Annotated in this window: 19 protein-coding genes, 1 tRNA gene and 2 pseudogenes; 10 read left to right on the top strand and 12 right to left on the bottom strand. The window is 67.3% G+C overall.

From position 1 onward, the window contains the following. Positions 1–103 (top strand): annotated as a pseudogene (locus QAR72_RS12260) (IS5/IS1182 family transposase); the annotation flags it as partial. A 341-nt stretch (positions 104–444) separates the two neighbouring features. Here QAR72_RS12260 and QAR72_RS12265 read toward each other — a convergent pair. Further along, positions 445–534: transfer RNA gene (locus tag QAR72_RS12265), tRNA-Ser, on the bottom strand. A 106-nt stretch (positions 535–640) separates the two neighbouring features. Here QAR72_RS12265 and QAR72_RS12270 point away from each other — a divergent pair. The 4 genes from QAR72_RS12270 to QAR72_RS12285 all read left to right on the top strand — a co-directional run bounded on the left by QAR72_RS12270 (position 641) and on the right by QAR72_RS12285 (position 6226). Beyond that, the gene (locus tag QAR72_RS12270; protein ID WP_304617666.1) at positions 641–1513 is read left to right on the top strand and encodes a hypothetical protein; all 873 of its coding nucleotides are present in this window, start codon (positions 641–643) and stop codon (positions 1511–1513) included. Beyond that, the gene (locus QAR72_RS12275) at positions 1510–2604 is read left to right on the top strand and encodes an NUDIX domain-containing protein (protein WP_304617667.1); all 1095 of its coding nucleotides are present in this window, start codon (positions 1510–1512) and stop codon (positions 2602–2604) included. The genes QAR72_RS12270 and QAR72_RS12275 overlap by 4 nt, the downstream gene beginning before the upstream one ends. A 104-nt stretch (positions 2605–2708) precedes the next feature. Continuing rightward, a complete protein-coding gene (locus QAR72_RS12280; protein ID WP_304617668.1) occupies positions 2709–3740 on the top strand; it encodes a cysteine synthase A in 1032 nt (343 codons plus the stop codon). Between the two features lie 2 nt (positions 3741–3742). After that, positions 3743–6226 (top strand): DUF3772 domain-containing protein, encoded by a 2484-nt coding sequence (locus tag QAR72_RS12285; protein ID WP_304617669.1) that lies wholly within the window; start codon positions 3743–3745, stop codon positions 6224–6226. A 9-nt stretch (positions 6227–6235) separates the two neighbouring features. Here the strand turns inward: QAR72_RS12285 and QAR72_RS12290 are convergent, their stop codons facing one another. The 5 genes from QAR72_RS12290 to QAR72_RS12310 all read right to left on the bottom strand — a co-directional run bounded on the left by QAR72_RS12290 (position 6236) and on the right by QAR72_RS12310 (position 11856). After that, entirely contained in the window at positions 6236–7342 is a 1107-nt protein-coding gene (locus QAR72_RS12290; protein ID WP_304617670.1) for an AI-2E family transporter, read from the bottom strand. Positions 7343–7396: 54 nt separating this feature from the next. After that, entirely contained in the window at positions 7397–10090 is a 2694-nt protein-coding gene (gene gyrA, locus QAR72_RS12295; protein WP_304617700.1) for a DNA gyrase subunit A, read from the bottom strand. Between the two features lie 172 nt (positions 10091–10262). Then, positions 10263–10739 carry a disulfide bond formation protein B gene (locus QAR72_RS12300; RefSeq protein WP_304617671.1) on the bottom strand — a complete coding sequence of 159 codons (477 nt, stop codon included), beginning with the start codon at positions 10737–10739 and terminating at the stop codon, positions 10263–10265. Beyond that, a complete protein-coding gene (locus QAR72_RS12305) occupies positions 10736–11314 on the bottom strand; it encodes a YqaA family protein (RefSeq protein ID WP_304617672.1) in 579 nt (192 codons plus the stop codon). Before QAR72_RS12305 ends, QAR72_RS12300 begins: the two co-directional genes overlap by 4 nt. 356 nt (positions 11315–11670) lie before the next feature. Beyond that, positions 11671–11856, bottom strand: coding sequence for a hypothetical protein (locus QAR72_RS12310; protein ID WP_304617673.1), 186 nt, complete (start codon positions 11854–11856; stop codon positions 11671–11673). A 68-nt stretch (positions 11857–11924) separates the two neighbouring features. Between QAR72_RS12310 and QAR72_RS12315 the strand changes: the two genes are divergently transcribed. After that, positions 11925–12401 (top strand): type II toxin-antitoxin system RatA family toxin, encoded by a 477-nt coding sequence (locus QAR72_RS12315; RefSeq protein ID WP_304617674.1) that lies wholly within the window; start codon positions 11925–11927, stop codon positions 12399–12401. Next, positions 12398–12754, top strand: a complete 357-nt coding sequence (locus QAR72_RS12320; RefSeq protein WP_304617675.1) for a DUF4870 family protein — start codon at positions 12398–12400, stop codon at positions 12752–12754. Before QAR72_RS12315 ends, QAR72_RS12320 begins: the two co-directional genes overlap by 4 nt. 57 nt (positions 12755–12811) lie before the next feature. Here the strand turns inward: QAR72_RS12320 and metK are convergent, their stop codons facing one another. The 6 genes from metK to QAR72_RS12350 all read right to left on the bottom strand — a co-directional run bounded on the left by metK (position 12812) and on the right by QAR72_RS12350 (position 19893). Further along, positions 12812–13990, bottom strand: coding sequence for a methionine adenosyltransferase (gene metK, locus QAR72_RS12325; protein WP_304617676.1), 1179 nt, complete (start codon positions 13988–13990; stop codon positions 12812–12814). A gap of 4 nt (positions 13991–13994) precedes the next feature. Further along, complete coding sequence (gene ahcY, locus QAR72_RS12330; RefSeq protein ID WP_304617677.1) at positions 13995–15380, bottom strand: adenosylhomocysteinase; 1386 nt, start codon at positions 15378–15380, stop codon at positions 13995–13997. A gap of 112 nt (positions 15381–15492) precedes the next feature. Further along, positions 15493–16068, bottom strand: a complete 576-nt coding sequence (locus tag QAR72_RS12335) for a TetR-like C-terminal domain-containing protein (protein WP_304617678.1) — start codon at positions 16066–16068, stop codon at positions 15493–15495. Positions 16069–16380: 312 nt separating this feature from the next. Next, positions 16381–18201, bottom strand: coding sequence for a translational GTPase TypA (typA, locus tag QAR72_RS12340; protein WP_304617679.1), 1821 nt, complete (start codon positions 18199–18201; stop codon positions 16381–16383). Between the two features lie 359 nt (positions 18202–18560). Next, on the bottom strand, positions 18561–19331 hold the full coding sequence (locus tag QAR72_RS12345) for a hydroxypyruvate isomerase family protein (RefSeq protein ID WP_304617680.1): 771 nt from the start codon (positions 19329–19331) through the stop codon (positions 18561–18563). A gap of 1 nt (position 19332) precedes the next feature. Continuing rightward, positions 19333–19893 (bottom strand): DUF1285 domain-containing protein, encoded by a 561-nt coding sequence (locus tag QAR72_RS12350; RefSeq protein WP_304617681.1) that lies wholly within the window; start codon positions 19891–19893, stop codon positions 19333–19335. Positions 19894–19954: 61 nt separating this feature from the next. On the opposite strand from QAR72_RS12350, the gene QAR72_RS12355 reads away from it, so the two are divergent. From QAR72_RS12355 to QAR72_RS15665, 3 genes and pseudogenes are all read left to right on the top strand, one after another. After that, entirely contained in the window at positions 19955–20962 is a 1008-nt protein-coding gene (locus QAR72_RS12355; protein ID WP_304617682.1) for an AAA family ATPase, read from the top strand. After that, complete coding sequence (locus tag QAR72_RS12360) at positions 20959–21840, top strand: DUF58 domain-containing protein (RefSeq protein WP_304617683.1); 882 nt, start codon at positions 20959–20961, stop codon at positions 21838–21840. Before QAR72_RS12355 ends, QAR72_RS12360 begins: the two co-directional genes overlap by 4 nt. Then, a pseudogene (locus QAR72_RS15665) lies at positions 21840–22085 on the top strand (BatA domain-containing protein); the annotation flags it as partial. The gene QAR72_RS12360 and the pseudogene QAR72_RS15665, both read left to right, overlap by 1 nt. Between the last annotated feature and the right edge of the window lie 1266 nt (positions 22086–23351).

Genomic DNA, 23351 nt, shown 5'->3' on the forward strand with positions numbered 1-23351 from the left:
CAGGCTGAAGGACTGGCGCCGCGTCGCGACCCGCTACGACAGATGTGCGAAAACCTTCCTCTCCGCCGTCGCCCTCGCCGCAACCGTCATCTTCTGGCTTTGACGATCAATGAGTCTGGAGCCTAAGTCTGCTTCATCACCATGTCACGCGCTTGCAAAGGTTACCTGCTGCGAGAGCGATAGCCTGTCAAAAAGGATGGCCGCCGCATCTTGCTGGCACTTCAGCGCAGCTTTGTAGAGGAGGATCGTCGTCTTGTAGTGCCCAACACGCAAAACGCAGAGGATCTTTCGGAGGCTAATGTGGCCTGTCCTCGATTGGGGTGGTGCACACGTAGCGAAGTGTTTTTAGCGTCGATCCGCTTCTAGTGCTAGTAAGGCAAAAATGCAGCTCATCGTCAGCTAGCATGGCAGCTCGCCAGAAAACCTAGTGATTTCAAAGCTTAATGGCGGAGAGGGTGGGATTCGAACCCACGGAACCCGTGAAGGCTCAACGGTTTTCGAGACCGCCCCGTTCGACCACTCCGGCACCTCTCCGCGCTCTTGGGTGGTGGGCAGGCATCTAGAGGGCTGGGGGTTGAAGCGCAAGAGGGATTTTACGAAAACTGGCGGAAATATCCCTGACCACGAAAGGTGGTGCCGAATGTCCCCGGCTCTCTGTCTGATCGCGATGCTGGCCCTGTTGCCGGCTACGCCCGCGCCCCAATCTGCCGATGCGCCCGCAGTGCTCTGGCCCGCCGCGCAGGAGCAGCAGCAGGGGCAGCGCATCTGGGATGCGTTGCAGATGCAGGCGCTGGTTCCCACGCTGCAGCAGGAGGCTCGCAGCGGCGCCGCCCAGCTGGTCGAAGAGGGGCTGATGTCCGCCGGGCCGCCCCCGTGGCCCGAGATCGTTGCGCGCATCCATGACCCCGCGCGGCTTGGGCCGATGTTCCGCGACGCTCTGGGCCGCGCCGCGCAGCAGGCCGATCCGGCGCTGCTGGAACGCGCGCTGGCCTTCTACGAGACGGGGCCGGGGCTGCGTCTGGCCGCGTTGGAGCATAGCGCCCGCGAGGCGATGCTGGACCCGGAGGTCGAGGATGCCGCCAGGCTGGCCTTTCAGCGCGCCGACGAGACCGACGAGCCGAGGGCGCGCCTGATCCGGCGCTTGATCGACGAGGCGGATCTGGTCGCACCGAACGTGGCGACCGGGATGAACACCAGCATCGCCTTTTCGCAGGGTTTCGCCGAGGGCGGCGGGTTCGACATGGCGCCCACGCCCGACGAGATGCTGGCCGAGGCCTGGGGACAGGAGGACGTGCTGGCGATCGAGGCCGAGAGCTGGATGCAGGCCTTCCTGATGCTGGCCTATTCGCCGCTGAGCGATGCCGAGATCGAGGCCTATATCGACTTTGCCGTCGCACCCGAGGGGCTGTTGCTGGCGGATCTGCTGTTCAACGGCTTTGACGAGGTCTTCGTGCAGACCTCGCGCGAGATGGGGCTGGCCGCCGCCCTGCGCGACGAGGGGCAGCGGCTGTGAGCGTGGTTCTGCTGGGGCCGCTGGCCCATCCGGTGCTGTGCCTGGCCTTGGGCGTCTCGGGGCAGCCTGTGCGGCTGTCGGGCCATCTGACGGGGGGCGCGCAGGCGGGGATCGACCGGGGCGCATGGCCGGCCCTGATCCCGGGCGAGGGGGACTTGACCGGGCTGCGCGTGACGCCCGACCCCCGGCTTCAGCGTTATGCGGCGGTGATGGGACTGGAGCCGAAGGCAATCGAAGGCGAGACGGTGCTGGGGATCGGCGGGCCGCCCGGCGCGCCTTGGGACGCGGCCGCCTGGGATGCGGCCTTGGCGGCCGAGATCGCGCGCCAGATCCTCGACGCGCCTGCGGATGCCGAGCCCGCGCATCTGGCCTGGCGTCTGCCGATGATCGGGATATGGGCGGCCAGCCGGGTGCGGGCGGGGGCGTCGCCGCGTTCGGGCGGAAATATCGTGGCCGCGCGTGAACCCGGCGATGTGCAGGTCCATGAGCGACGGCAGATCGCCTCGGGCTTCTTCGCCACCGATGAACTGGTCCTGAGCCACCGCCGTCACGATGGCGGCATGACCTACCGGATGACCCGCGAAGGCTTCCTGATGGGTGATGCGGTCGTGCTGCTGCCTTGGGACCCGGTGCGCGACCGCGTTCTGGTGATCGAGCAGTTCCGCCCCGCCCCCTTTCTGCGGGGCGATCCGCAGCCCTGGCTGCTTGAGCCCGTCGCAGGGCGCGTCGATGCCGGGGAAAGCGTAGAGGACGCCGCCCGGCGCGAGGCGCAGGAAGAGGCTGCGCTGAGCGTGTCGCGGCTGTTTCACGCCTTCGACGCCTATCCCAGCCCCGGCGCGGTCTGCGAATTCCTCTATCAGTTCGTCGGCATCGCGGACCTGCCCGACGGGGTCGAGGGCGTCCACGGTCTGGACGGAGAGGCCGAGGACATCCGCGGCCACCTGCTTGGCCGCTCCGATCTGACAGGGATGGTGCTGACGGGGCAGATCACCAATGGCCCTCTGGCCTCGCTGGCGCTGTGGCTGGAACTCAGCGCGCCGCGATTGCGGGCGGAACTGGCCCATGCGGCAACGGGTTGCCCGGCGGCTTAGGCTGACTGTCTGCCCCCGCGCGCGCCGGGGCGGGCTTGCCCCTCGGGCGGGGGCATGTGTAGGTAACGCTGAACGTCACACCAACCGGAAGAAGGTCGATCGCCATGCGAATCTGTTCTGATCTGGCCGATGCGATCGGCAACACGCCCCTGATCCGTCTGAAGCGCGCCAGCGAGGAGACCGGCTGCGAGATCCTCGGCAAGGCCGAGTTCATGAATCCCGGCCAGTCGGTCAAGGACCGCGCGGCGCTTTACATCATCAAGGACGCCGTGGCGCGCGGCGTCCTGCGCCCCGGCGGCACCATCGTCGAGGGCACGGCGGGCAATACCGGCATCGGTCTGGCGCTGGTCGGCGCCTCGATGGGCTTTCGCAGCGTCATCGTGATCCCCGAGACTCAGAGTCAGGAAAAGAAGGACATGCTGCGGCTGGCCGGGGCGACCCTGGTCGAGGTTCCGGCGGCGCCCTACAAGAACCCCAACAATTATGTCCGCTATTCGGGGCGCTTGGCCGAGGCGCTGGCGCGGACCGAACCCAACGGCGCGATCTGGGCCAACCAGTTCGACAACGTCGCCAACCGTCAGGCCCATGTCGAGACGACCGGCCCCGAGATCTGGGACCAGACGCAGGGCCGCGTGGATGGCTTCACCTGCGCGGTCGGCTCGGGCGGCACGCTGGCGGGCGTGGCGATGGCCTTGGCCCCACGCGGGGTCAAGATCGGTCTGGCCGATCCCGAGGGCGCGGCGCTGCATTCCTTCTACACGACCGGCGAATTCGACAGCCCCGGCTCCTCGATCACCGAGGGCATCGGGCAGGGGCGCATCACCGCCAATCTCGAAGGCTTCACCCCCGATTTCAGCTGGCGCATTTCCGACAGCGAGGCGCTGCCGATCGTCTTTGACCTTCTGGAACACGAGGGGCTGTGCCTGGGCGGCTCGTCAGGGATCAATGTCGCGGGCGCGATCCGCATGGCGCGCGAGATGGGGCCGGGCCATACCATCGTCACGATCCTGTGCGATTACGGAACCCGCTATCAGACAAAGCTGTTCAACCCGGAATTCCTGCGGGCCAAGGGGCTGCCGGTGCCGGAATGGCTGACCCGGTCCGCCCCTTCGCTGCCCGAAGTCTACGAAGGGTGACAATGTTTCGTTCCGTTTTTGCCGCGGCGCTGGTGGTTCTGACCCTGGCGCTTGCCTCGCCGCTTGCCGCCCAGCAGCAGCAGGGGATCAATTACCAGACCTGGGAATTGATCGCTGAACGGGCCGAAAACCTGATCGTCAATCCGCAGGCGACGAATGCCCAGCTGGCGCAGACCCGCGCCCGGATCGCCGAATGGCGCGACCAGTTCCGGCAGGGCCAGAACGTCAATGCCGAGCGCATCGCGACGCTGCGCAGCCAGATCGACGCGCTTGGTCCACCCCCCGCCGACGGCGAGACCGAGGCTGAAGAGACCGCCGCCCGACGCGCCGAACTGAACCAGCAGCTTGCCACCGCGCAGGCCCCCCGCGTGGCCGCGGCCGAGGCCGTCAGCCGCGCCAATTCCGTCATCGCCCAGATCGACGAGGTGGTCCGCCAGCGTCAGGCGCTGGAACTGACCAAGCAATCGCCATCGCCCTTGTTGCCCGGATCGTGGGCGCAGGCGGCCTCGTCCGGCCTGTCGCTGGCCGAAGGCGTGGGCGCCGAGGTGGCTTTGCGTGAGGTCGGACCCGAGACGCTGGCAGAACTGCGCCCGCAGCTTCCGGCCGTGATCTTCTATCTGGCCGCCGCATTGCTGCTGCTGACCTATGGTCGCGCCTGGGTGGACTCGCTGCCCACGCGGCTGTCGGTGCGGGCCTCGGACCACTCGCGCGCGGTGCTGGCCTTCGTCACATCGCTCGGCCAGATCGCAATCCCGATGATCGGGGTCGCACTGTTGATCAGCGCCTTGAAGGCCACCGGTCTGCCCGGCCCCTGGACGACGCCCTTCCTGAACGCCCTGCCGATGTCGGCGGTGATCCTGTTCGGCGGGATCTGGCTGGCCCGCTCGCTGTTTCCGCGAAAGGCCATCGCCTATACGTCGCTGCAGATGACCGAAGAGGCTCGCGTCTCGGCCAGCCGGGTCGTGCGGCTCTTGGCGGTGCTGTTTTCGGTCCATTACCTGCTGACGCGCGCCGCGCTGCCTCTGGCCGGGCTCTACGAGCAGGGCGAGGCGCAGCTGGGCCGCGTGCCGCTGACCTTTTCCGAGGCCGGGGCAGGGGTCTGGCATCTGGTCCTGATCACGCTGGCCGGGCTGGCGATGGTGCGGCTGGGCAACATCCTGCGCCGCATCACGCGCGAGGCGGTGACGCAGGACCTGTCCTATCGACACTGGGTCATGGCCTGGGCCGGGCGGCTGACGCGCATCGTCGGGCCGCTGGCGGTTCTGGCCACGGCGGCGGGTTACGTGAATCTGGGCAACCTGACAGTCTGGCCCTGGCTTCTGTCGCTGGCGCTGATCGGGCTTCTGATCCTTTTGCAGGATTTCATCGCCGATCTGTTCAACATGCTGCAGCGCGGGGCCGAGGGTGCCCGCGACGGCCTTGCGCCGCTGCTGATCGGCTTTGCGCTGGTGGTCCTGTCGATCCCGCTTTTCCTGGTGATCTGGGGCGCCTCGACCAGCGAGCTGGGCGAATACTGGCAGCGTTTCCTGGCCGGGTTCAGCTTGGGCGGTGTCACGCTGTCGCCGGGCGCGGTGCTGATGCTGCTGGTCGTCTTTGCGGTCGGCTACGGCATCACGCGCGCCGTTCAGGGGGTGTTCCGCAGCTCGATCCTGCCCAAGACGCGCCTGGATCCGGGCGGCCAGAACGCAGTCATCGTGGGGCTGGGCTATGTGGGTATCTTCATCGCCGCGCTGATCGCGATCACCTCGGCGGGGATCGACCTGTCGGCCTTTGCCATCGTCGCCGGGGCGCTGTCGGTCGGTATCGGCTTCGGCCTTCAGAACATCGTGTCGAACTTCGTCAGCGGCATCATCCTGCTGATCGAGCGGCCTGTCAGCGTGGGCGACTGGGTCAGCGCGGGCGGACAGCAGGGCATCGTCAAGAACATCTCGATCCGCTCGACCCTGGTCGAGACCTTCGACCGGACCGAGGTGATCGTCCCCAACAGCGACTTCATCAGCCAGCCGGTCACGAACTGGACGCGCCACAACAAGATCGGCCGCATCATCATTCCGGTCGGCGTGGCCTATGGCAGCGATACCCGCCAGGTCGAGCGCGTGCTGCGCGAGATCGTCGAGGATCACCCGCTGGTGGCCATCGACCCGGCGCCCTCGATCCTGTTCCGCGCGCTGGGGGCGGATTCGCTGAATTTCGAGATTCGGGCGATCCTGGCCGATGTCGGAACCGGGATCGGCGTGACCTCGGACCTGCTGCACGAGATCGTGCGCCGCTTCGCGGATGAGGGGATCGAGATCCCGTTCGCGCAGCGCGACATCTGGCTGCGCAACCCCGAGGCGCTGCCCGGCCACGTCGCCCGCCCGCAGGAGCCCGGCCCCAAGGCGCTGCCCGGCCAGCCCGACCCGCGCATCGCCGCCGCGCGTCGGGAAACCGCGCGCTCGTTGCCGGACGAGGACGACGCCCCCGATGATGGTATGGATGCGCGCTGACCCTGTGATCTAGGCCGTGTCCCGGCTGATCCGGCTGGGCGCGGTCTCGACCGGGTCGCCGCTGCCGTCATCGGGCAGCCCCTCGCGCGACAGCATCACCGCCACCGGGCGCAGCCAGGGCACATGGGCGCAGACGATCATCAGCGCGACCATGATCGGCACCGCCAGGAACATGCCCGGTATCCCCCAGACCGCGCCCCAGAAGGCCAGCGACAGGATGATCCCGAAGCTGGACAGACGCAGCGTCTGACCCAGCAGCATCGGGTCCAGCACGTTGCCGATGACGAATTGCACCAGCGTGATCGACACGCCGATGATCGCGGTCAGCGTCATGTCGCCGGTCAGCACGAAGACGAGGATCGTGGCGATGGCGGTCGCGATGATCGACCCGACCGAGGGGATGAAGTTCAGGATGAAGGTCAGGATGGCGACGGCCATCGCCAGTTCCAGCCCCGCCGCCCGGAAGATCGCGTAGACCAGCACCGACGTGACCGCGCTGACCCCGGTCTTGACGACCAGATAGCGGTTCACCCGGTGCATGATCGACGAGATGATCCGCCGCACCTGGACCGCCTTGTCCGCATCCTCGGTCAACCGCTCAACCTTGAGGGGGAACCAGACGCGCTCGGCGAACATGAAGCCCACGAAAAGGATCACCAGCACGCTGCCCTGCAGGATGCCGCCGGCCTGCCCGGCCAGCGACCGGATCCAGCCGGTGATGTTGAAATTCGTGATCGTCAGCATGATCCGCTCCTGCGCCTCGGGGCCCAGGCGTTCGGTCAGGGCGGGCAGGGCCACCAGCGCGCGTTCGGCATAGGTGATCGCCAGGAACACGATCTCGTTGACCTGGGCCACGATCGTGGTCGAGACCCACAGGATGCCAAGCGCGATGGCGATCAGGGCCAGTGTGGTGGCCAGCCAGTTCGGCACCTTGAGCCGGGTCGAGATCGCGTGGATCGCGTCCGATGTCAGCGAGAACAGGATGATCGCAATGGCCAGCGAGATCAGAATGAACCGGGCCTGGACCAGCATGAACAGCAGCAGCGAAAAGGCGATGATGCCCAGAAATCCGGTTTGCAGCCGTTCGCGCAAAACCGATTCGTTCGATTGGTCCACGTCGCCCCTCGGGTGATGAAAAAGCCCGGCCCGTGATGGGCCGGGCTCATGTTGTCAGTCTTCCGACCCTTCGGTCAATGCCCCGGCATCGCCCTGTTCGGCGATCCGGGCCACCGAGACGACGACCTCGCCATTGGTGGTGTTGAAGACCCGCACCCCGCCTGCCGTGCGCGAGCGGAAGCTGATCCCGTCGACCGGCACCCGGATCGACTGGCCGGTCGAGGTGGCCAGCATGATCTGGTCATCCGTCTCGACCGGGAAGGCGGCCACAAGATTGCCGCCACGCATCGCGCGGTCCATCGCCATAACGCCCTGACCGCCGCGCCCGCGGACCGGATAATCGTGCGACGAGCTGATCTTGCCGGCCCCGCGCGCGGTGATGGTCAGGATCAGGTCCTCGGCCGCCGACATCTCGGCATAGCGGGCGGGGGTGATGCTGGCCTCGGCGGTGGCCTCTTCGTCCTCGTCCGCCTCGGCGCCGTCGTCCAGCGCCCCCGCGATGGCGCGGCGCATCTTCAGATAGGCGGCGCGCTCGGACGGGTCGGCCTCGAAGTGGCGGATGACCGCCATGCTCACGACGCTGTCGCCGTCCGCCAGACGGATGCCGCGCACGCCGGTGGAATCGCGGCCCTTGAAGACCCGCACCGCCGTCGCCGGGAAGCGGATCGCGCGGCCCATCGCGGTCAGCAGCATCACGTCGTCGTCGATGGTTGCCATGCGCGCGCCGATCAGGCTGACGCCCTCGGGCAGCTTCATCGCGATCTTGCCGTTCGCGCGGACGCTGGTGAAGTCCGACAGCGCGTTCCGCCGCACGTCGCCCGCCGAGGTGGCGAAGATGACTTGGTAATTCTCCCATTCCGTGTCCGGCGCGTCGACCGGCATCAGCGCGGCGATGGATACGCCCGGATCGATGGGCAGGATGTTCACGATCGCCTTGCCCTTCGAGGTCCGCCCGCCGAGCGGCAGGCGCCAGGTCTTGAGGCGATAGACCATCCCGTCGGTGGTGAAGAACAAGAGTTCCGTATGCGTGTTGGCGACGAAGAGCGTGGTGACGACGTCGTCCTCCTTGGTCGCCATGCCCGAGAGGCCCTTGCCGCCGCGCCGCTGGCTGCGGAACTCGGCCAGCGCCGTGCGCTTGATGTAGCCGCCCGAGGTGATGGTCACGACCATGTCCTCGCGCTCGATCAGGTCCTCGTCCAGCATGTCGCCGGACCAGTCCACGATCTCGGTGCGGCGCGGCACGGCGAAGAGGTCGCGCACCTCGCGCAGCTCGTCCGAGATGATGCCCATGATCCGCTCGCGCGAGGCCAGGATCGCCAGATAGTCGCGGATCGCGTCGGCCAGAGATTGCAGCTCGTCGGTGACCTCCTTGACGCCGATCTGGGTCAGACGTTGCAGGCGCAGGTCAAGGATGGCGCGGGCCTGTGTCTCGGACAGGTTGTAGGTGCCGTCCTCGTTCACCGGATGCAGCGGGTCGTCGATCAGGCGCAGATACTCGACGATCTCGTGCGCAGGCCAGCGGCGGGCCATCAGCTTCTCGCGCGCCTCGGCCGCGTCCGCCGAGGCGCGGATCGTCGCCACGACCTCATCGACGTTGCTGACCGCGACGGCCAGACCGCACAGCACATGGCTGCGTTCGCGCGCCTTGCGCAGCTCATAGGCGGTGCGGCGGGCGACGACCTCTTCGCGGAAGGCGATGAAATAGGTCAGGAAGTCCCGCAAGGCCAGCTGTTCGGGCTTGCCGCCGTTCAGCGCCAGCATGTTGCAGCCGAAGGTCGTCTGAAGCTGCGTGAAGCGGAAGAGCTGGTTCAGCACCACATCCGGCGTCGCGTCGCGCTTCAGCTCGACAACGACGCGCACACCGTGACGGTCGGATTCGTCCTGGACCGAGGAAATCCCCTCGATCTTCTTTTCCTTGGCCAGTTCCGCGATCCGCTCGATCAGGCTGGACTTGTTCACCTGATAGGGGATCTCGTCCACGACAATGGCAAAGCGGTCCTTGCGCGGTTCCTCGATATGGGTCTTGGCGCGGATCATCACGCTGCCGCGCCCCTCGAGGTAAGCCTTGCGCGCGCCGGAACGGCCCAGAATCGTCGCGCCGGTCGGAAAATCGGGACCGGGGATGATCTCCAGCAGGCGCTCGGTCGGCAAATCGGGATTTTCGATCAGTTCCAGCGTGGCGTCGATCACCTCGCCCAGATTGTGGGGCGGGATGTTCGTGGCCATGCCGACCGCGATGCCGCCCGCGCCGTTGACCAGCATGTTCGGGAAGCGCGCGGGCAGGACGGTCGGCTCGCGGTCCTTGCCGTCATAGTTGTCCTGGAAATCGACCGTGTCCTTGTCGATATCCATCAGCAGGTAATTCGCCACCTTGTCCATACGGACCTCGGTGTAGCGCATCGCCGCCGCCGCATCGCCGTCCATCGAGCCGAAATTGCCCTGTCCATCCAGCAGCGGCAGCGACATGGAGAAGTCCTGCGCCATCCGCACCAGCGCGTCATAGATCGCGCTGTCGCCATGGGGGTGGTATTTCCCCATCACGTCGCCGACCGACCGGGCGGATTTGCGATAGGGCTTGTCGGCGGTGTTGCCGCCCTCGTTCATCGCATAGAGGATGCGGCGGTGAACCGGCTTCAGCCCGTCGCGCAGATCGGGGATCGCGCGGCTGACGATCACCGACATCGCGTAATCCAGATACGAGGTCCGCATCTCGGAGGAGATGTCGATCACCGGTCCTTCGTGATGCATTACCACGCGCGTTTCGGCGGTGGTCTCCTCGCCGGTCTCGGGGGTTTCGGGCAGATCGTCTTCTGGGGTGTCGGCCACGGGTCGTCCTCAACATCTTGTTGGTCCGAGGTATAGCCGACAGGGGGGCGGGGGGCAATCTTGCCCCCGGCTTTTCAGCGCCTTGAATGGCGTTTCAGGCGGGTTTGTCACCCCGGCGGGCAGCCAGCAGCCACAGCCCCGCCAGACCCGCCGACAGGATCGCGTTCCAGCCCGCCATCGAGATGCCGACAAAGCGCCATGCGACCTCGTCGCAGCGCACAACGGGGGCGGCCTGCAGGCGGTTCATCAGCTCGGCCGTGGACAGCCGCGCCAGATCGCCCACCCCGCCCGAGCAATGCGCCGGGCCCTGCCACCAGCCGATCTCGACCCCCACATGATAAAGCGCCAGCCCCATCGCCGCGCCCGCAGCGATCATGCCCAGCACCGCGATGGCCCGCACGCGACCCGTCAGCCAAACCAGCCCGGCCAGCGCCACGGCCGCCACATGCGGCCAGCGTTGCAGAATGCACAATTCGCAGGGCGCATAGCCCGCCGCCTGAAAGCCAAGCGCGGCGATCAGCAGGAAACCCGACCCGGCCCCTGCCAGAAGCGAAAGCTGCGTGCCGTTCATAGAACCCCCAGGACCAGAAAGCCGCCGATCAGGCAGGCCATGAAGATGGTGAACACAAGGCCCAGCCGCCGCTCGATGAAATCGCGGATCGGCTCGCCAAAGCGCCACAGAAGGCCCGCGACGATGAAGAAGCGCAGCGCCCGGCCCAGGATCGAGGTGGCGATGAACAGCGGCAGCGAAAAGCCCACCGCCCCCGAAAAGATCGTGATCACCTTGAAGGGAAAGGGCGTCACGGCCGCAATCAGCACCGCCCAGCCGCCATGCAGCGCGAACTGCGCGGCAAGGCTCGCATAGGCGTCCTGCTTGCCATAGGCGGTCAGCACCCATTGCCCCAGGCTGTCCATCAGCACCGCGCCGATCCAGTAGCCCAGCAGCGCCCCCAGAACCGAACCCGCCGTGCAGATCGTCGCGATGACCATCGCGCGGGCGCGCTGGGCCAGCACCATGGGGATCATCAGCACGTCCGGCGGGATCGGAAAGACCGAACTTTCGACGAAACTGACCCCGAACAGCGCCGCATCGGCATTGCGGTGGCCCGCCAGGCCCATCGTCCAGTCGTAAAGCCTGCGCAGCATGATGCCCCTCGGATTATCGTTGCGGCGGTCATCCCGCCTGCCAGCCCCGAGGTCAAGCCCCCGCACCGCGCGGTCGCAAGGGCGTGAAGCGGGAACGACCGGCCGGGCATGGGCGTTGGGCGGAGTGTCGGGACCGCGTGGGGCGGGACGTTTTGCCTCTGGCACGGCCCGAGGCAATATGACACGTTCAACATCGTGCGGTCCGTGCCGATCTTCGGGCCATGACGGAGGTTTCGATGACCCTGATTGCACTGACCCTGATCGGCGCGCTGAGCGCATTCGCCATCACGCTGCGGCTGGCGGCACCACGCCCGCGCCCGGTTCCGATCCGCGCCGAGCGGCGCGATCAACGCTGATCAGCGGGGCAGGCGGGGGGCGCGGCCCTGATCCAGCGTGGCCCAGTCGGGCCACAGGTCCAGCCACTCGGCCAGCACGATCAGCAGCGCCACGCCGATCACGGCAAGGACCAGCCGCACCATGCGCGCGCTTGGCGGGTTTCGGGCCCATTTCACGGCCCTGAGCAGCCACACCATGTTGTTCATGCCAGCCCCTCGCTGTAATCCCGGGTCCGAGTCGAACCAGACGCCGCGTCGAAACACAAGAGACCGCCTTGCCCCACCATCAGGACAGTCGCGACCTGCCCTATACGGCCCGACAGATGTACGATCTGGTCGCGGATATCGAAAGCTATCCGCAATTCCTGCCCTGGAACAGCGCCGCGCGCATCCGGTCGCGCCGCCCGACCGCCGAGGGCGCCGAGGAGATTGCCGCCGATCTTGTGATCAGCTTCAAGGTCTTCCGCGAACGCTTCGGCAGCCGCGTGCTGTTATGGCCTGCCGATGACAGCGGCCGGTTGCGGATCGATACCGAATATCTGGACGGGCCGTTCCGATATATGCGCAGCGGCTGGACGTTCGCCGATCGTCCGGATGGGGGCTGTCACGTCGATTTCTTCGTGGATTTCGAATTCCGCAACGCTATCCTGCAAAAGCTGATCGGCGTGGTCTTCCACGAGGCCATGTCGCGCATCGTGCGCGCTTTCGAGGATCGCGCAAACAAGCTTTATGGAGGCGACGCATCCCGATGACCTACCCCCCTGCGACCCGCGAACCCGACCTGATGCCGGCCAAGATCATCTATGCGCTCTATGCGCTTGGCTATTTCTCGGCCATTCCCTCGCTGATCGGGGTGGTCTACGCCTATATCGCCCGGGGCGGCAGCGAGATCGCGGACAGCCACCTGAATTTCCAGATCCGCACCTTCTGGATCAGCCTTGCCATCGGCCTTCTGGCGATGATCACCATGATCGTGGGGATCGGCTTTCTGATCTGGATGTTTCTGGCGGTCTGGGGGGTGATCCGGGTGATTTCCGGCTTCCTGCTGGCCAATGAGGGCCGTCCGATCACGGGCACCCGCTATTGGGGGATGATGGCTTATTAGGGCCATTCCGCAGGATCGAACGAACAGGGCCGCCCGTGCGGGGCGGCCCTTTCCTTTTCAGTGCGCGGCGTCGCGCAGGGCGTCGGCGCGGTCGGTGCGTTCCCAACTGAACGCCGTGGCCCCGGCCAGCGCATAGGGCTCGCGCCCGAAATGACCGTAGCTGGCCGTTGGGCGATAGATCGGGTGTAGCAGGTCCAGTTCACGGATGATGGCAAAGGGGCGCAGGTCGAAGACGCGGCGCACGGCGGCCACGATCCGCTCGACCGGCACGGTCTCGGTGCCGAAGCAGTTCAGGCTGATCGAGGTCGGCTCGGCCACGCCGATCGCGTAGCTGACCTGGATTTCGCAGCGCGTGGCGAGGCCTGCGGCCACGATGTTCTTGGCGACCCACCGGCCCGCATAGGCGGCCGAGCGGTCCACCTTGGACGGGTCCTTGCCCGAGAAGGCGCCGCCGCCATGGCGCGCCATGCCGCCATAGCTGTCCACGATGATCTTGCGTCCGGTCAGGCCGCAATCGCCGACCGGCCCGCCGATCACGAACTTACCCGTCGGGTTGATGAAGAACTTGGTGTCGCCCGACAACCATTCGGCCGGCAGGACGGGGCGGATGATCTCCTCGATCACGGCCTCGCGCAGGTCTGCGAGCGCGATTTCGGGATTGTGCTGCGTGGACAGGACCACCGCATCGATCGCCTCGGGGCGGCCGTCCGCGCCATAGCGCATGGTGATCTGCGACTTCGCGTCGGGCCGCAGCCAAGGCAGGATGCCCTCGCGCCGGACCTTGGCCTGCCGTTCCACCAGCCGGTGGGCATAGGTGATCGGCGCGGGCATCAGCACGTCGGTCTCGTCCGAGGCATAGCCGAACATCAGGCCTTGGTCGCCCGCGCCCTGTTCCTCGAGGTTTTCGCGGTCAACGCCTTGATTGATCTCGGGGGATTGCTTGCCGATGATGTTGATGACCGAGCAGGTCGCCCCGTCGAAGCCGACATCGCTGCTGGTATAGCCGATATCGTTGATCACCCCGCGCACGATGGATTCCAGATCCACCCAGGCGCTGGTCGTGATCTCGCCCGAGATGATCGCCACGCCGGTCTTGACCATGGTCTCGCAGGCCACGCGAGCGCGCGGGTCCTCGGCCAGGATGGCGTCCAGGATGGCGTCGCTGATCTGGTCGGCGATCTTGTCGGGATGGCCTTCGGACACGGATTCCGAGGTGAAGGTCGTGTATTCGGTCATGCGCTCAATACCGGTAATGATCGGATTTGAAGGGGCCTTCCGGCGTCACGCCGATATAGGCGGCCTGCTCGGGGGTCAGGGTGGACAGCTTCGCGCCGATCTTGTCCAGATGCAGGCGGGCGACCTTTTCGTCCAGCGCCTTGGGCAGGATGTAGACGCCGGGCTTGTATTCGTCGCCCTTGGTCCACAGCTCGATCTGCGCCAGAACCTGGTTGGTGAAGCTGGCCGACATCACGAACGAGGGATGGCCCGTCGCATTCCCCAGGTTCAGAAGGCGCCCCTGCGACAGCAGGATGATGCGATTGCCCGAGGGCATCTCGATCATGTCCACCTGGTCCTTGATGTTGGTCCATTTGTGGTTGCGCAGCGCGGCGACCTGGATCTCGTTGTCGAAATGGCCGATATTGCCGACGATCGCCATGTCCTTCATCTCGCGCATATGCTCGATGCGGATGACGTCGCGGTTGCCGGTGGTGGTGATGAAGATGTCGGCGCTGGCGGCGACATCCTCCAGCGTCACGACCTCGAACCCGTCCATCGCGGCTTGCAGCGCACAGATCGGATCGACCTCGGTCACCTTCACCCGCGCGCCCGCGCCCTGAAGGCTGGCAGCCGAGCCCTTGCCCACGTCGCCATAACCGCAGACGACGGCGACCTTGCCCGCCATCATCACGTCGGTCGCGCGGCGGATGCCATCGACCAGCGATTCCTTGCAGCCGTATTTGTTGTCGAATTTCGACTTGGTCACGCTGTCGTTCACGTTGATGGCCGGGAAGGGAAGCTGCCCGTTCTTCATCAGGTCATAGAGACGGTGCACCCCGGTCGTGGTCTCTTCGGAGACGCCGACGATCTGGTCGCGCATCTTCGTGAACCAGCCGGGCGATTGGGCCATGCGCTTGGCGATCTGGGCCTTGATCACAGCCTCTTCGTCCGATTGCGGGACAGGAATGATCTCTTCGCCCGCCTCGGCGCGCGCGCCCAGCAGGACGTAAAGCGTCGCGTCGCCCCCGTCATCGAGGATCAGGTTCGGCCCCTCGGGAAACTGGAACGACCGATCCAGATAATCCCAATGCTCTTCAAGGCTCTGGCCCTTGATGGCGAAGACCGGGATGCCCGCTTGGGCGATGGCCGCCGCCGCGTGATCCTGGGTCGAGAAGATGTTGCAAGACGCCCACCGCACATCGGCGCCAAGCGCCACCAGCGTCTCGATCAGGACGGCGGTCTGGATGGTCATGTGCAGGCTGCCCACGATCCGGGCGCCTGCCAGCGGCCTGGTGTCGCCATATTCGGCCCGCAGCGCCATCAGGCCCGGCATCTCGGTCTCGGCGATGTGCAGTTCCTTGCGGCCGTAATCGGCCAGCGCGATGTCCTTGATGATGTAATCGGTCACGGGTGCTGCTTTCCATCTTTTCCGGCGTGGGGACGGACATAACCCAAGGGGGGATGGGCCGAAAGAGGCTATTCGGTCGCGTAGGCCCGCCAAAGGTCCGGACGCGGGCCGGTCAGGGCTTGCTGCTGCGGGCCATGCGCAGGACGAAGTCGCGCATCAACCGCTTGCCCGCGCTCAGCCCGTCCGCTCCGGCGGAGCGGCCGTCGAGACGCCCGTCCAGGATCATGCTGGCCACGCCCATGGCGAAGCAGCGCGAGGACAGGACCAGCATCTCGACATCCTCGCGCGGATGCAGCCGGCCCTGCTGGCGCGCGCGCAGCAGAAGCCGCGCCATCAACTGGTTCAGGCTGTCCACATAGCGGCGCAGCTGCGGCACGGTGCGGTAATCCAGGCGCCGCGTATCCGCCATCAGGCGGAACTGCACGGGGTGGCGGCTGGCCCAGTCCAGATAGGCCTCGCCGATGGCAGTGAACTGCGCGACCGGATCATCGGGGTCCACCTTGACCACCGCGCTGGTGCAATCCGCGATCAGGATCGTCAGCGAGCGTTCGATCGCGGCGATCAGCAGGTCGCGGCCTTCGGCAAAGACGGGGTCGATGCTGGCCTTCGGCACGTCGATCATCTCGACCACCTGCGCCAGCGACGGCACCTTGCCGAGGCTGTCGGTCAGGTGCAGCGAGGCCGCCATGGCGCGTTCGTGCAAAGAGGCCGTCTGCCCGGGTGAGCCGTTTGTCATCATGCCCTTGACCATTCCGTGACTCGGTTGAACGGGTAAACGCATTGACAGGAACAAAACCGAAAATCTTATGGCTCGAAAATGGGGTCTCGCGGCGGGGTTGGCAAGTGCCTGATGGGGCCGGAGAGGGGCTGATCACCCCGCCGCGGCCCGTGGCATCCTGTCGTCGCTCTGCTGAAATGAACGGACAAATCAGGGCCTTGCCGGAAACGAAAATTCCCCGGCCTGCCGAACAGGCCGGGGAATGGATCAAGTTCTAGGCAATCAGCCCTCGCTGCGCGACTGGCGCTTGCGCTCATGCGGGTCCAGATAGCGTTTGCGCAGCCGGATGTTCTTGGGCGTGACCTCGACCAGTTCGTCGTCGTTGATATAGGCGATGGCCTCTTCCAGCGACATGCGGACCGGGGGCGTCAGGCGCACGGCCTCGTCGGTGCCCGAGGCGCGCACGTTGGTCAGCTTCTTGCCCTTGAGCGGGTTCACTTCCAGGTCGTTGTCGCGGCTGTGCTCGCCGATGATCATGCCCTGATAGACCTGCTCCTGCGCGCCGATGAACATCTTGCCGCGATCTTCCAGGTTCCACAGCGCATAGGCGACGGAGACGCCGTCCTCCATGCTGATCAGCACGCCCTGGCGACGCCCCTGGATCGCGCCCTTGTAGGGGGCCCAGCCGTGGAAGATCCGGTTCAGCACGCCGTTGCCGCGCGTGTCGGTCATGAATTCGCCATGATAGCCGATCAGCCCGCGCGAGGGGACATGCGCGATGATCCGCGTCTTGCCCGCGCCGGCCGGACGCATGTCGACCATGTCGCCCTTGCGCTCGCCGGTCAGCTTCTCGATCACGACGCCGGTATAGTCGTCATCGACGTCGATGATGACCTCCTCGATCGGCTCCATGCGCTGGCCGTCTTCCTCGGAGAAGATCACGCGCGGGCGGCTGATCGACAGCTCGAAGCCCTCCCGGCGCATGTTCTCGATCAGGACGCCCATCTGCAATTCGCCCCGGCCCGAGACGACGAAAGCCTCGCCGCCCGGCGTGTCCTCGACCTTGATCGCCACGTTCACCTCGGCCTCGCGCAGCAGGCGCTCGCGGATGACGCGGGACTGGACCTTGTTGCCGTCGCGGCCGGCAAGGGGGCTGTCGTTGATGCCGAAAGTCACGCTGATCGTGGGCGGGTCGATCGGCTGGGCGGGCAGGGCGGTGTCCACGTCCAGCGCGCAGATCGTGTCGGCGACGGTCGCCTTGGCCATGCCGGCCAGGGTCACGATGTCGCCGGCCTCGGCCACGTCGATGGGGGTCTGGGTCAGGCCGCGGAAGGCCAGGACCTTGCTGATGCGGAACTGCTCGATCCGCTCGCCGTCGCGCGACAGCGCCTTGACCGTGTCGCCCGCCTTGGCGCGGCCCGCCTCGACCCGGCCGGTCAGCAGACGGCCCAGGAACGGGTCAGCGCCAAGCGTGGTGGCCAGCATGCGGAAGGGCTCGTCAGCCAGGGCGACCTGCTTGGGCGGCTGGACATGCTGCAGGATCAGGTCGAACAGGGCCGACATGTCCTGACGCGGGCCGTCCAGCGTGGCATCGGCCCAGCCGCCGATCCCCGACGCATAGACATGCGGGAAATCCAGCTGTTCGTCATTGGCGCCCAGATTGGCGAACAGGTCGAAGACGTCGTTCAGCGCCATGTCCGGCTCGGCCGCGGGCTTGTCCACCTTGTTCAGCACCACGATGGGCCGCAGGCCAAGCGCCAGCGCCTTCGAGGTCACGAATTTCGTCTGCGGCATCGGGCCTTCGGCGGCATCGACCAGCAGGCAGACTCCATCGACCATCGACAGGATGCGTTCGACCTCGCCGCCGAAATCGGCGTGGCCGGGCGTATCCACGATGTTGATGCGCGTGCCCTTCCATTCGACCGAAGTGGCCTTGGCCAGGATCGTGATGCCACGCTCGCGCTCGATGTCGTTGCTGTCCATCGCGCGTTCCGCGACGGCCTGATTCTCGCGGAAGGCCCCCGACTGGCGCAGCAGCTGATCGACAAGAGTCGTCTTGCCGTGGTCGACGTGGGCGATGATGGCGATGTTGCGGATATCCATGGCGGCCTTCTTTACAATTCGCGGCTGCCCTAGCGGATGTGGGCTGCAAAGGCCAGTGACAATTCCAAAACGGGCCCCGGTCATCCGACCGAAGCCCGTTCAAGGCCGTGTCACGCACCCGCCTTGGGCAGGCGACAGGCAGTCGCGCCTCAGCGCAGTCCGAGGAAGGACAGCACGAAAATCACGACGACGACAAGCCCAATGATGTAGATGATCGAATTCATGGTATTTCCTTCTCCGGTTGGTCCGCCCCGTCCGGGCGCGGCAGGCACAGATGTCTGTTCTGTGATGCCAACAACCGGACCCGCCTGCGGGTTCCTGCCCGCGATCAGGGTGGCCCGCCACGGGTAGGGGGCTGCCTAGTCGATCCGGCGCGGCGCGGCGCGCAGCCAGTCCAGCCCCTGCGCCGTCATCCCGCGCGGCGTGTATTCCGCCCCGACCCAGCCATGATAGACCCATTCGTCCAGCAGGCGGAAAAAGGCGGGATAGTCGATGACCCCGTGATCGGGCTCGTGCCGGCCCGGATGGCCCGCGACCTGGACATGGCGCACAAGGGGCGCGACCCGATGCCAGCAGGCCATCATGTCGCCGGTGATCGCCTGCGCGTGATAGGCGTCGAATTGCAGGCCCAGATTGGGTGCTGCGATCTTGTCGATGATCTCGATCGCGTGATCGTAGTTCGACAGGAAATAGCCCGGCATGTCCGTCGTGTTGTTCGGCTCGATGGTCAGGCTGGCATGGGGCGCGCGTTCGACGGCCCATTTCAGGTTCTCGATCAGCACGCGCTGCGCCTCGGCACCCTCGGCGCGGCCCGCCATCAGGTGGATGTGACGCACGCGCAGCGCCTCGGCCACGCGCAGGCCACGCTCGAAATCGTGGCGGAAGCGGTCTTCCAGCCCCGGCACGGCCGCAAAGCCGCGCGGACCGCCCGTCCAGTTCGGAGGGGGCGCGTTGATCAGCACGATCTCCATCCCGGCGGCGTTGGCGGCCTGGGTCAGTTCACGGGCGGCGAGGTCATAGGGGAACAGGATCTCGACCCCCTCGAACCCGGCCTCGGCCGCGGCGGCAAAACGCTCAAGCATGGGCAGTTCGGTGAACAGCACCGACAGATTGGCGGCGAAACGGGGCATGTCAGGGCTCCAGCGCGAAAAACCGGCCCTGCGAGGTGACGCCCACGTGGCCCTGATCGTCTTCGGTCGCGGCGGCGGCCAGGCGATAGAAGGTCTTGCGGTCGATCAGCGCCTCGAGGCCCGCGCGGACATGCAGATAGGGGCGCGGCTGTTCCGCGGTGCCGCGCAGGATGATCGCGTGATCGGGCCCCGCGATCACGCTGTCGCCGACATTGGTGACGAAGGTGATGCGGTCGGGCGCGATGGTCGCATCCACCGCGACGAAGGGTGCATCCACGACCCGGATCCCGACCTTCTCGACCGGCGTGACCAGGAAATAGCGGTCACCCTCGCGCTTGAGGATGGTCGAGAACAGCCGCACCATCGCCGGGCGCCCGATGGGGGTGCCGTTGTAGAACCAGCTTCCGTCCGCGCGGATCTCCATGTCCAGATCGCCGCAGAAGGGCGGGTTCCACAGATGCACGGGCGGCAATCCGCCGGACTTGCCGGCCAGACGCGCAGCCTCGGCCAGCGACTCGGCCGATGTCGGCGCCCTCACGCTTTTGTCACCCTCTTGCGCCATTCTGTCTGGTTGCCTCCCGTCATCCTGTTATGTTGGCATAAAGCAGCGAAAGGGCATTGTCATGTCGTCGGACGAAAATCTCGTGGTCGAGGTAAACGCGCTGGCCGCCTTGCTGGCCGAGGCGCGCGACGCGACCGAGCGGCGCTTTGTCGGCCAGCATGCGGTGGTCGAACAGGTTCTGGCCGCGATCCTTGCGGGCGGTCATGCGCTGCTGGTCGGTCAGCCCGGTCTGGGCAAGACGATGCTGGTCGACACGCTGGCCACGGTTCTGGGGCTGCACAGCCAGCGCATTCAGTTCACCCCCGACCTGATGCCCGCCGACATCCTTGGCTCCGAGGTGCTGGATGCCCGCCCCGACGGCAGCCGCGCCTTCCGCTTCATCGAGGGGCCGGTCTTCACCCAGCTTCTGATGGCGGACGAGATCAACCGCGCCAGCCCCCGCACGCAATCCGCTCTGCTGCAGGCGATGCAGGAACGCGAGGTCACGATCAGCGGCCAGCACCGCCCCCTGGGCCGTCCGTTCCACGTTCTGGCCACCCAGAACCCGATCGAGCAGGAGGGCACCTATCCCCTGCCCGAGGCGCAGCTGGACCGGTTTCTGCTGCAGATCGACGTGGGCTATCCCGACCGCGCGACCGAGCGCGAGATCCTGCTGGCCACGACCGGGCTGGAAGAGGGCGAACCCCATGCCGTCTTCACCCCCGAGACGCTGCTGGCCGCGCAGCGCCTGATCCGCCAGATGCCCGTGGGCGAGGCCGTGGTCGAGGCGATCCTGGATCTGGTGCGTTCGGGCAGGCCCGGCGCGCCGGAAACGGCGGCCTTCGTCAATGACGCGCTGGTCTGGGGGCCGGGGCCGCGCGCCGCGCAGGCGCTGATGCTGGTGACGCGGGCGCGGGCGGTGCTGCATGGGCGTTTCGCGCCCACGCTGGACGACGTGGCCGCCATGGCGCCCCCCGTCCTGCGGCACCGCATGGCGCTGTCCTTCTCGGCCCGCGCGCGCGGCGAGACGCTGGACGGCGTGATCGCGCGCCTTCTGGCCGAGCGCATGGGCCAGCTGCGCGCCGCATGAGCCTGCAGCCGCCCGCCAGCGCCGCCGAACTTCGCGCCCGCGCCGATACGGCCAGCTTGCATCTGCCAGGCCTGATCCTTGCGGCCGAGCAGCTGGCCGCGCAGGTTTCGCCGGGCGCGCATGGCCTGCGCCGCGCCGGCCCGGGCGAGGATTTCTGGCAGTATCGCCCGGCTTCGTCCACGGATGCGCTGCGCGCCATCGACTGGCGTCGCTCGGCCCGGTCGGATCAGGAATTCGTCCGCGACCGCGAGGCGCAGACGGCCCAGACCGCCGCGATCTGGGTCTCGGGCGGGCAGGGCATGGCCTTTTCCGGCGCCCCCGACCGCGAGACCAAGGCCGAACGCGCGCGCCTGCTGGCGCTGGCCCTTGGCTTGCTGATGCTGCGCGGGGGCGAACGGGTGGGCCTTGTCGGGCAGCCCGCGCGCAGCGGCAGGCTTCAGGCCGAGCGGCTGGCCGAGGCGCTGGTCGCCGCGCCCGCCGCCGAGGCCGATGCCGACGCGCCCGATGCCGGGGCGTTGCGGCCCCATCAGCGTGTGGTGCTGATCGGCGACTTCCTGGCCCGCCCCGACTGGCTTCCGGGCTTTCTGGCGCAGGCGGCCGGTCTGGGCACGACCGGCGTGATCCTGCAATTGCTGGACCCCGACGAGGAAAGCTTTCCCTATCACGGCGCGGTCATGTTCCGGTCCCAATCGGGCGCGTTGCGTCATGAAAGCCGCGATGCGGGGGGGCTGCGAGGCGCCTATCTGGCGCGGCTCGCGGAGCGCCGCGACTGGCTGGCGGCGCAGGCGGGAGCCGCGGGCTGGCACTTTGCCCATGCCTCGACGGGCGATGCGCCTGCGGGCAGCCTGACCGAACTCTGGCAGATGATGGGGCGCTGATGCTGCTTCTGGGTCCGATCGGCTTTGCCGCGCCCTGGGTCCTGACGGCGCTGGTCGCGCTGCCGGTGCTGTGGGTCATCCTGCGCGCGATCCCGCCCGCGCCGCAGCGCATCACCTTTCCGGGCGTCGCGCTGCTGGCGGGTCTGGCCGATCGCAGCACGACCGCGCGGCGCACGCCTTGGTGGCTGCTGCTGATCCGGCTTCTGGCGGTGGCGGCGCTGATCCTGGCCTTTGCCGGTCCGGTCTGGCGGCCCGCGCCGCTTCTGCCGGCTTCGGGGCCGCTTCTGGTGGTGATGGATGCCGGCTGGGGCGCCGCGCCCGACTGGCCCGCGCGCCAGTCCCGCGCCGAACGCGCCCTGACCGAGGCCGCGGGCGCGGGCCGACCCGCCGCGCTGCTGATGGCCGACGGGCGCGACGGGGCGCAGCCGCTGCGCTTTCAGCCCGCCGACAGCCTGCTGGCGCGGCTGCGCGGGGCGCGGCCCGGCGGCTTCCCCTCGGCCCTGCCCGACGATCCGGACCCCGCATTGTCGGACCTGCCGCCGGGGGGGCTGTCGGTCCTGTGGCTGTCCGACGGCCAGGATTACCCGAACCGCGCGCCATGGTTTCAGGCCCTGGCCGAGCGGGGCGACGTGACCGTGGTGCCGCCGGCCCGGCCGTTGAATGCTTTGACGCTGGAACCGGGCCCCGACGCGCCGGTCCTGCGCCTTCACGGCGAGAGCGCGGCGGTGCTGGCCATCGGCCCCGATCCGCAGGGGATCGAACGCGAACTGGCCCGCCTGATCCCCGGCGAGGCCGAGGCGGGCAGCCGCCTCGTGGCGCTGGACCTGCCGCCCGAACAGCGCAACCGCGTCACCCGTTTTCAGATCGAGGGCGCAAGTCATGCCGGGGCGGTGGTTCTGGCCGACGACAGCGTGCGCCGCCGCAAGGTCGCGCTGGTCGGCGACGTGGCCGGGCAGGCCGAAGGCCAGCAGCTTCTGTCGCCCGCCCATTACGTCCGGCAGGCGCTGGCCCCCTCGGCCGATCTGATCGAGGGCAGTCTGGGCGACGTGCTGGACGCCTCGCCCGATGTGGTCATCCTGATCGATCAGGTGCAGCTGGCCGAGATCGGCGAACTGGCCGAATGGGTGGATCGCGGCGGGCTGCTGATCCGCTTTGCCGGTCCGCGCATGGCGGGCTACGACCGCCTGACCGAGGAATTGCTGCTGCCCGTCCCGCTGCGTCAGGGCGGGCGCGATATCGGCGGCGCGCTCAGCTGGGGCGATCCGCGGGCGCTGGCGCCCTTTGCACGCGACGGGGTCTTCGGCGGCCTGACCCCGCCCGATGACGTGACGGTGCGCGCGCAGCTGATGGCGCAGCCCGGCCCCGATCTGGCCTCCCGCACGATCGCGACTCTGTCGGACATGACGCCCTTGGTCACGCGCGACCGGTTCGGGCAGGGACAGGTCGTGCTGTTCCATGTCTCGGCCAATCCCGAATGGTCGAACCTGCCGCTGTCGGGCCTGTTCGTCGAG

The sequence above is a fragment of the Paracoccus sp. (in: a-proteobacteria) genome (genome assembly GCF_030604785.1).
In the GTDB taxonomy this organism is placed as follows: domain Bacteria; phylum Pseudomonadota; class Alphaproteobacteria; order Rhodobacterales; family Rhodobacteraceae; genus Paracoccus.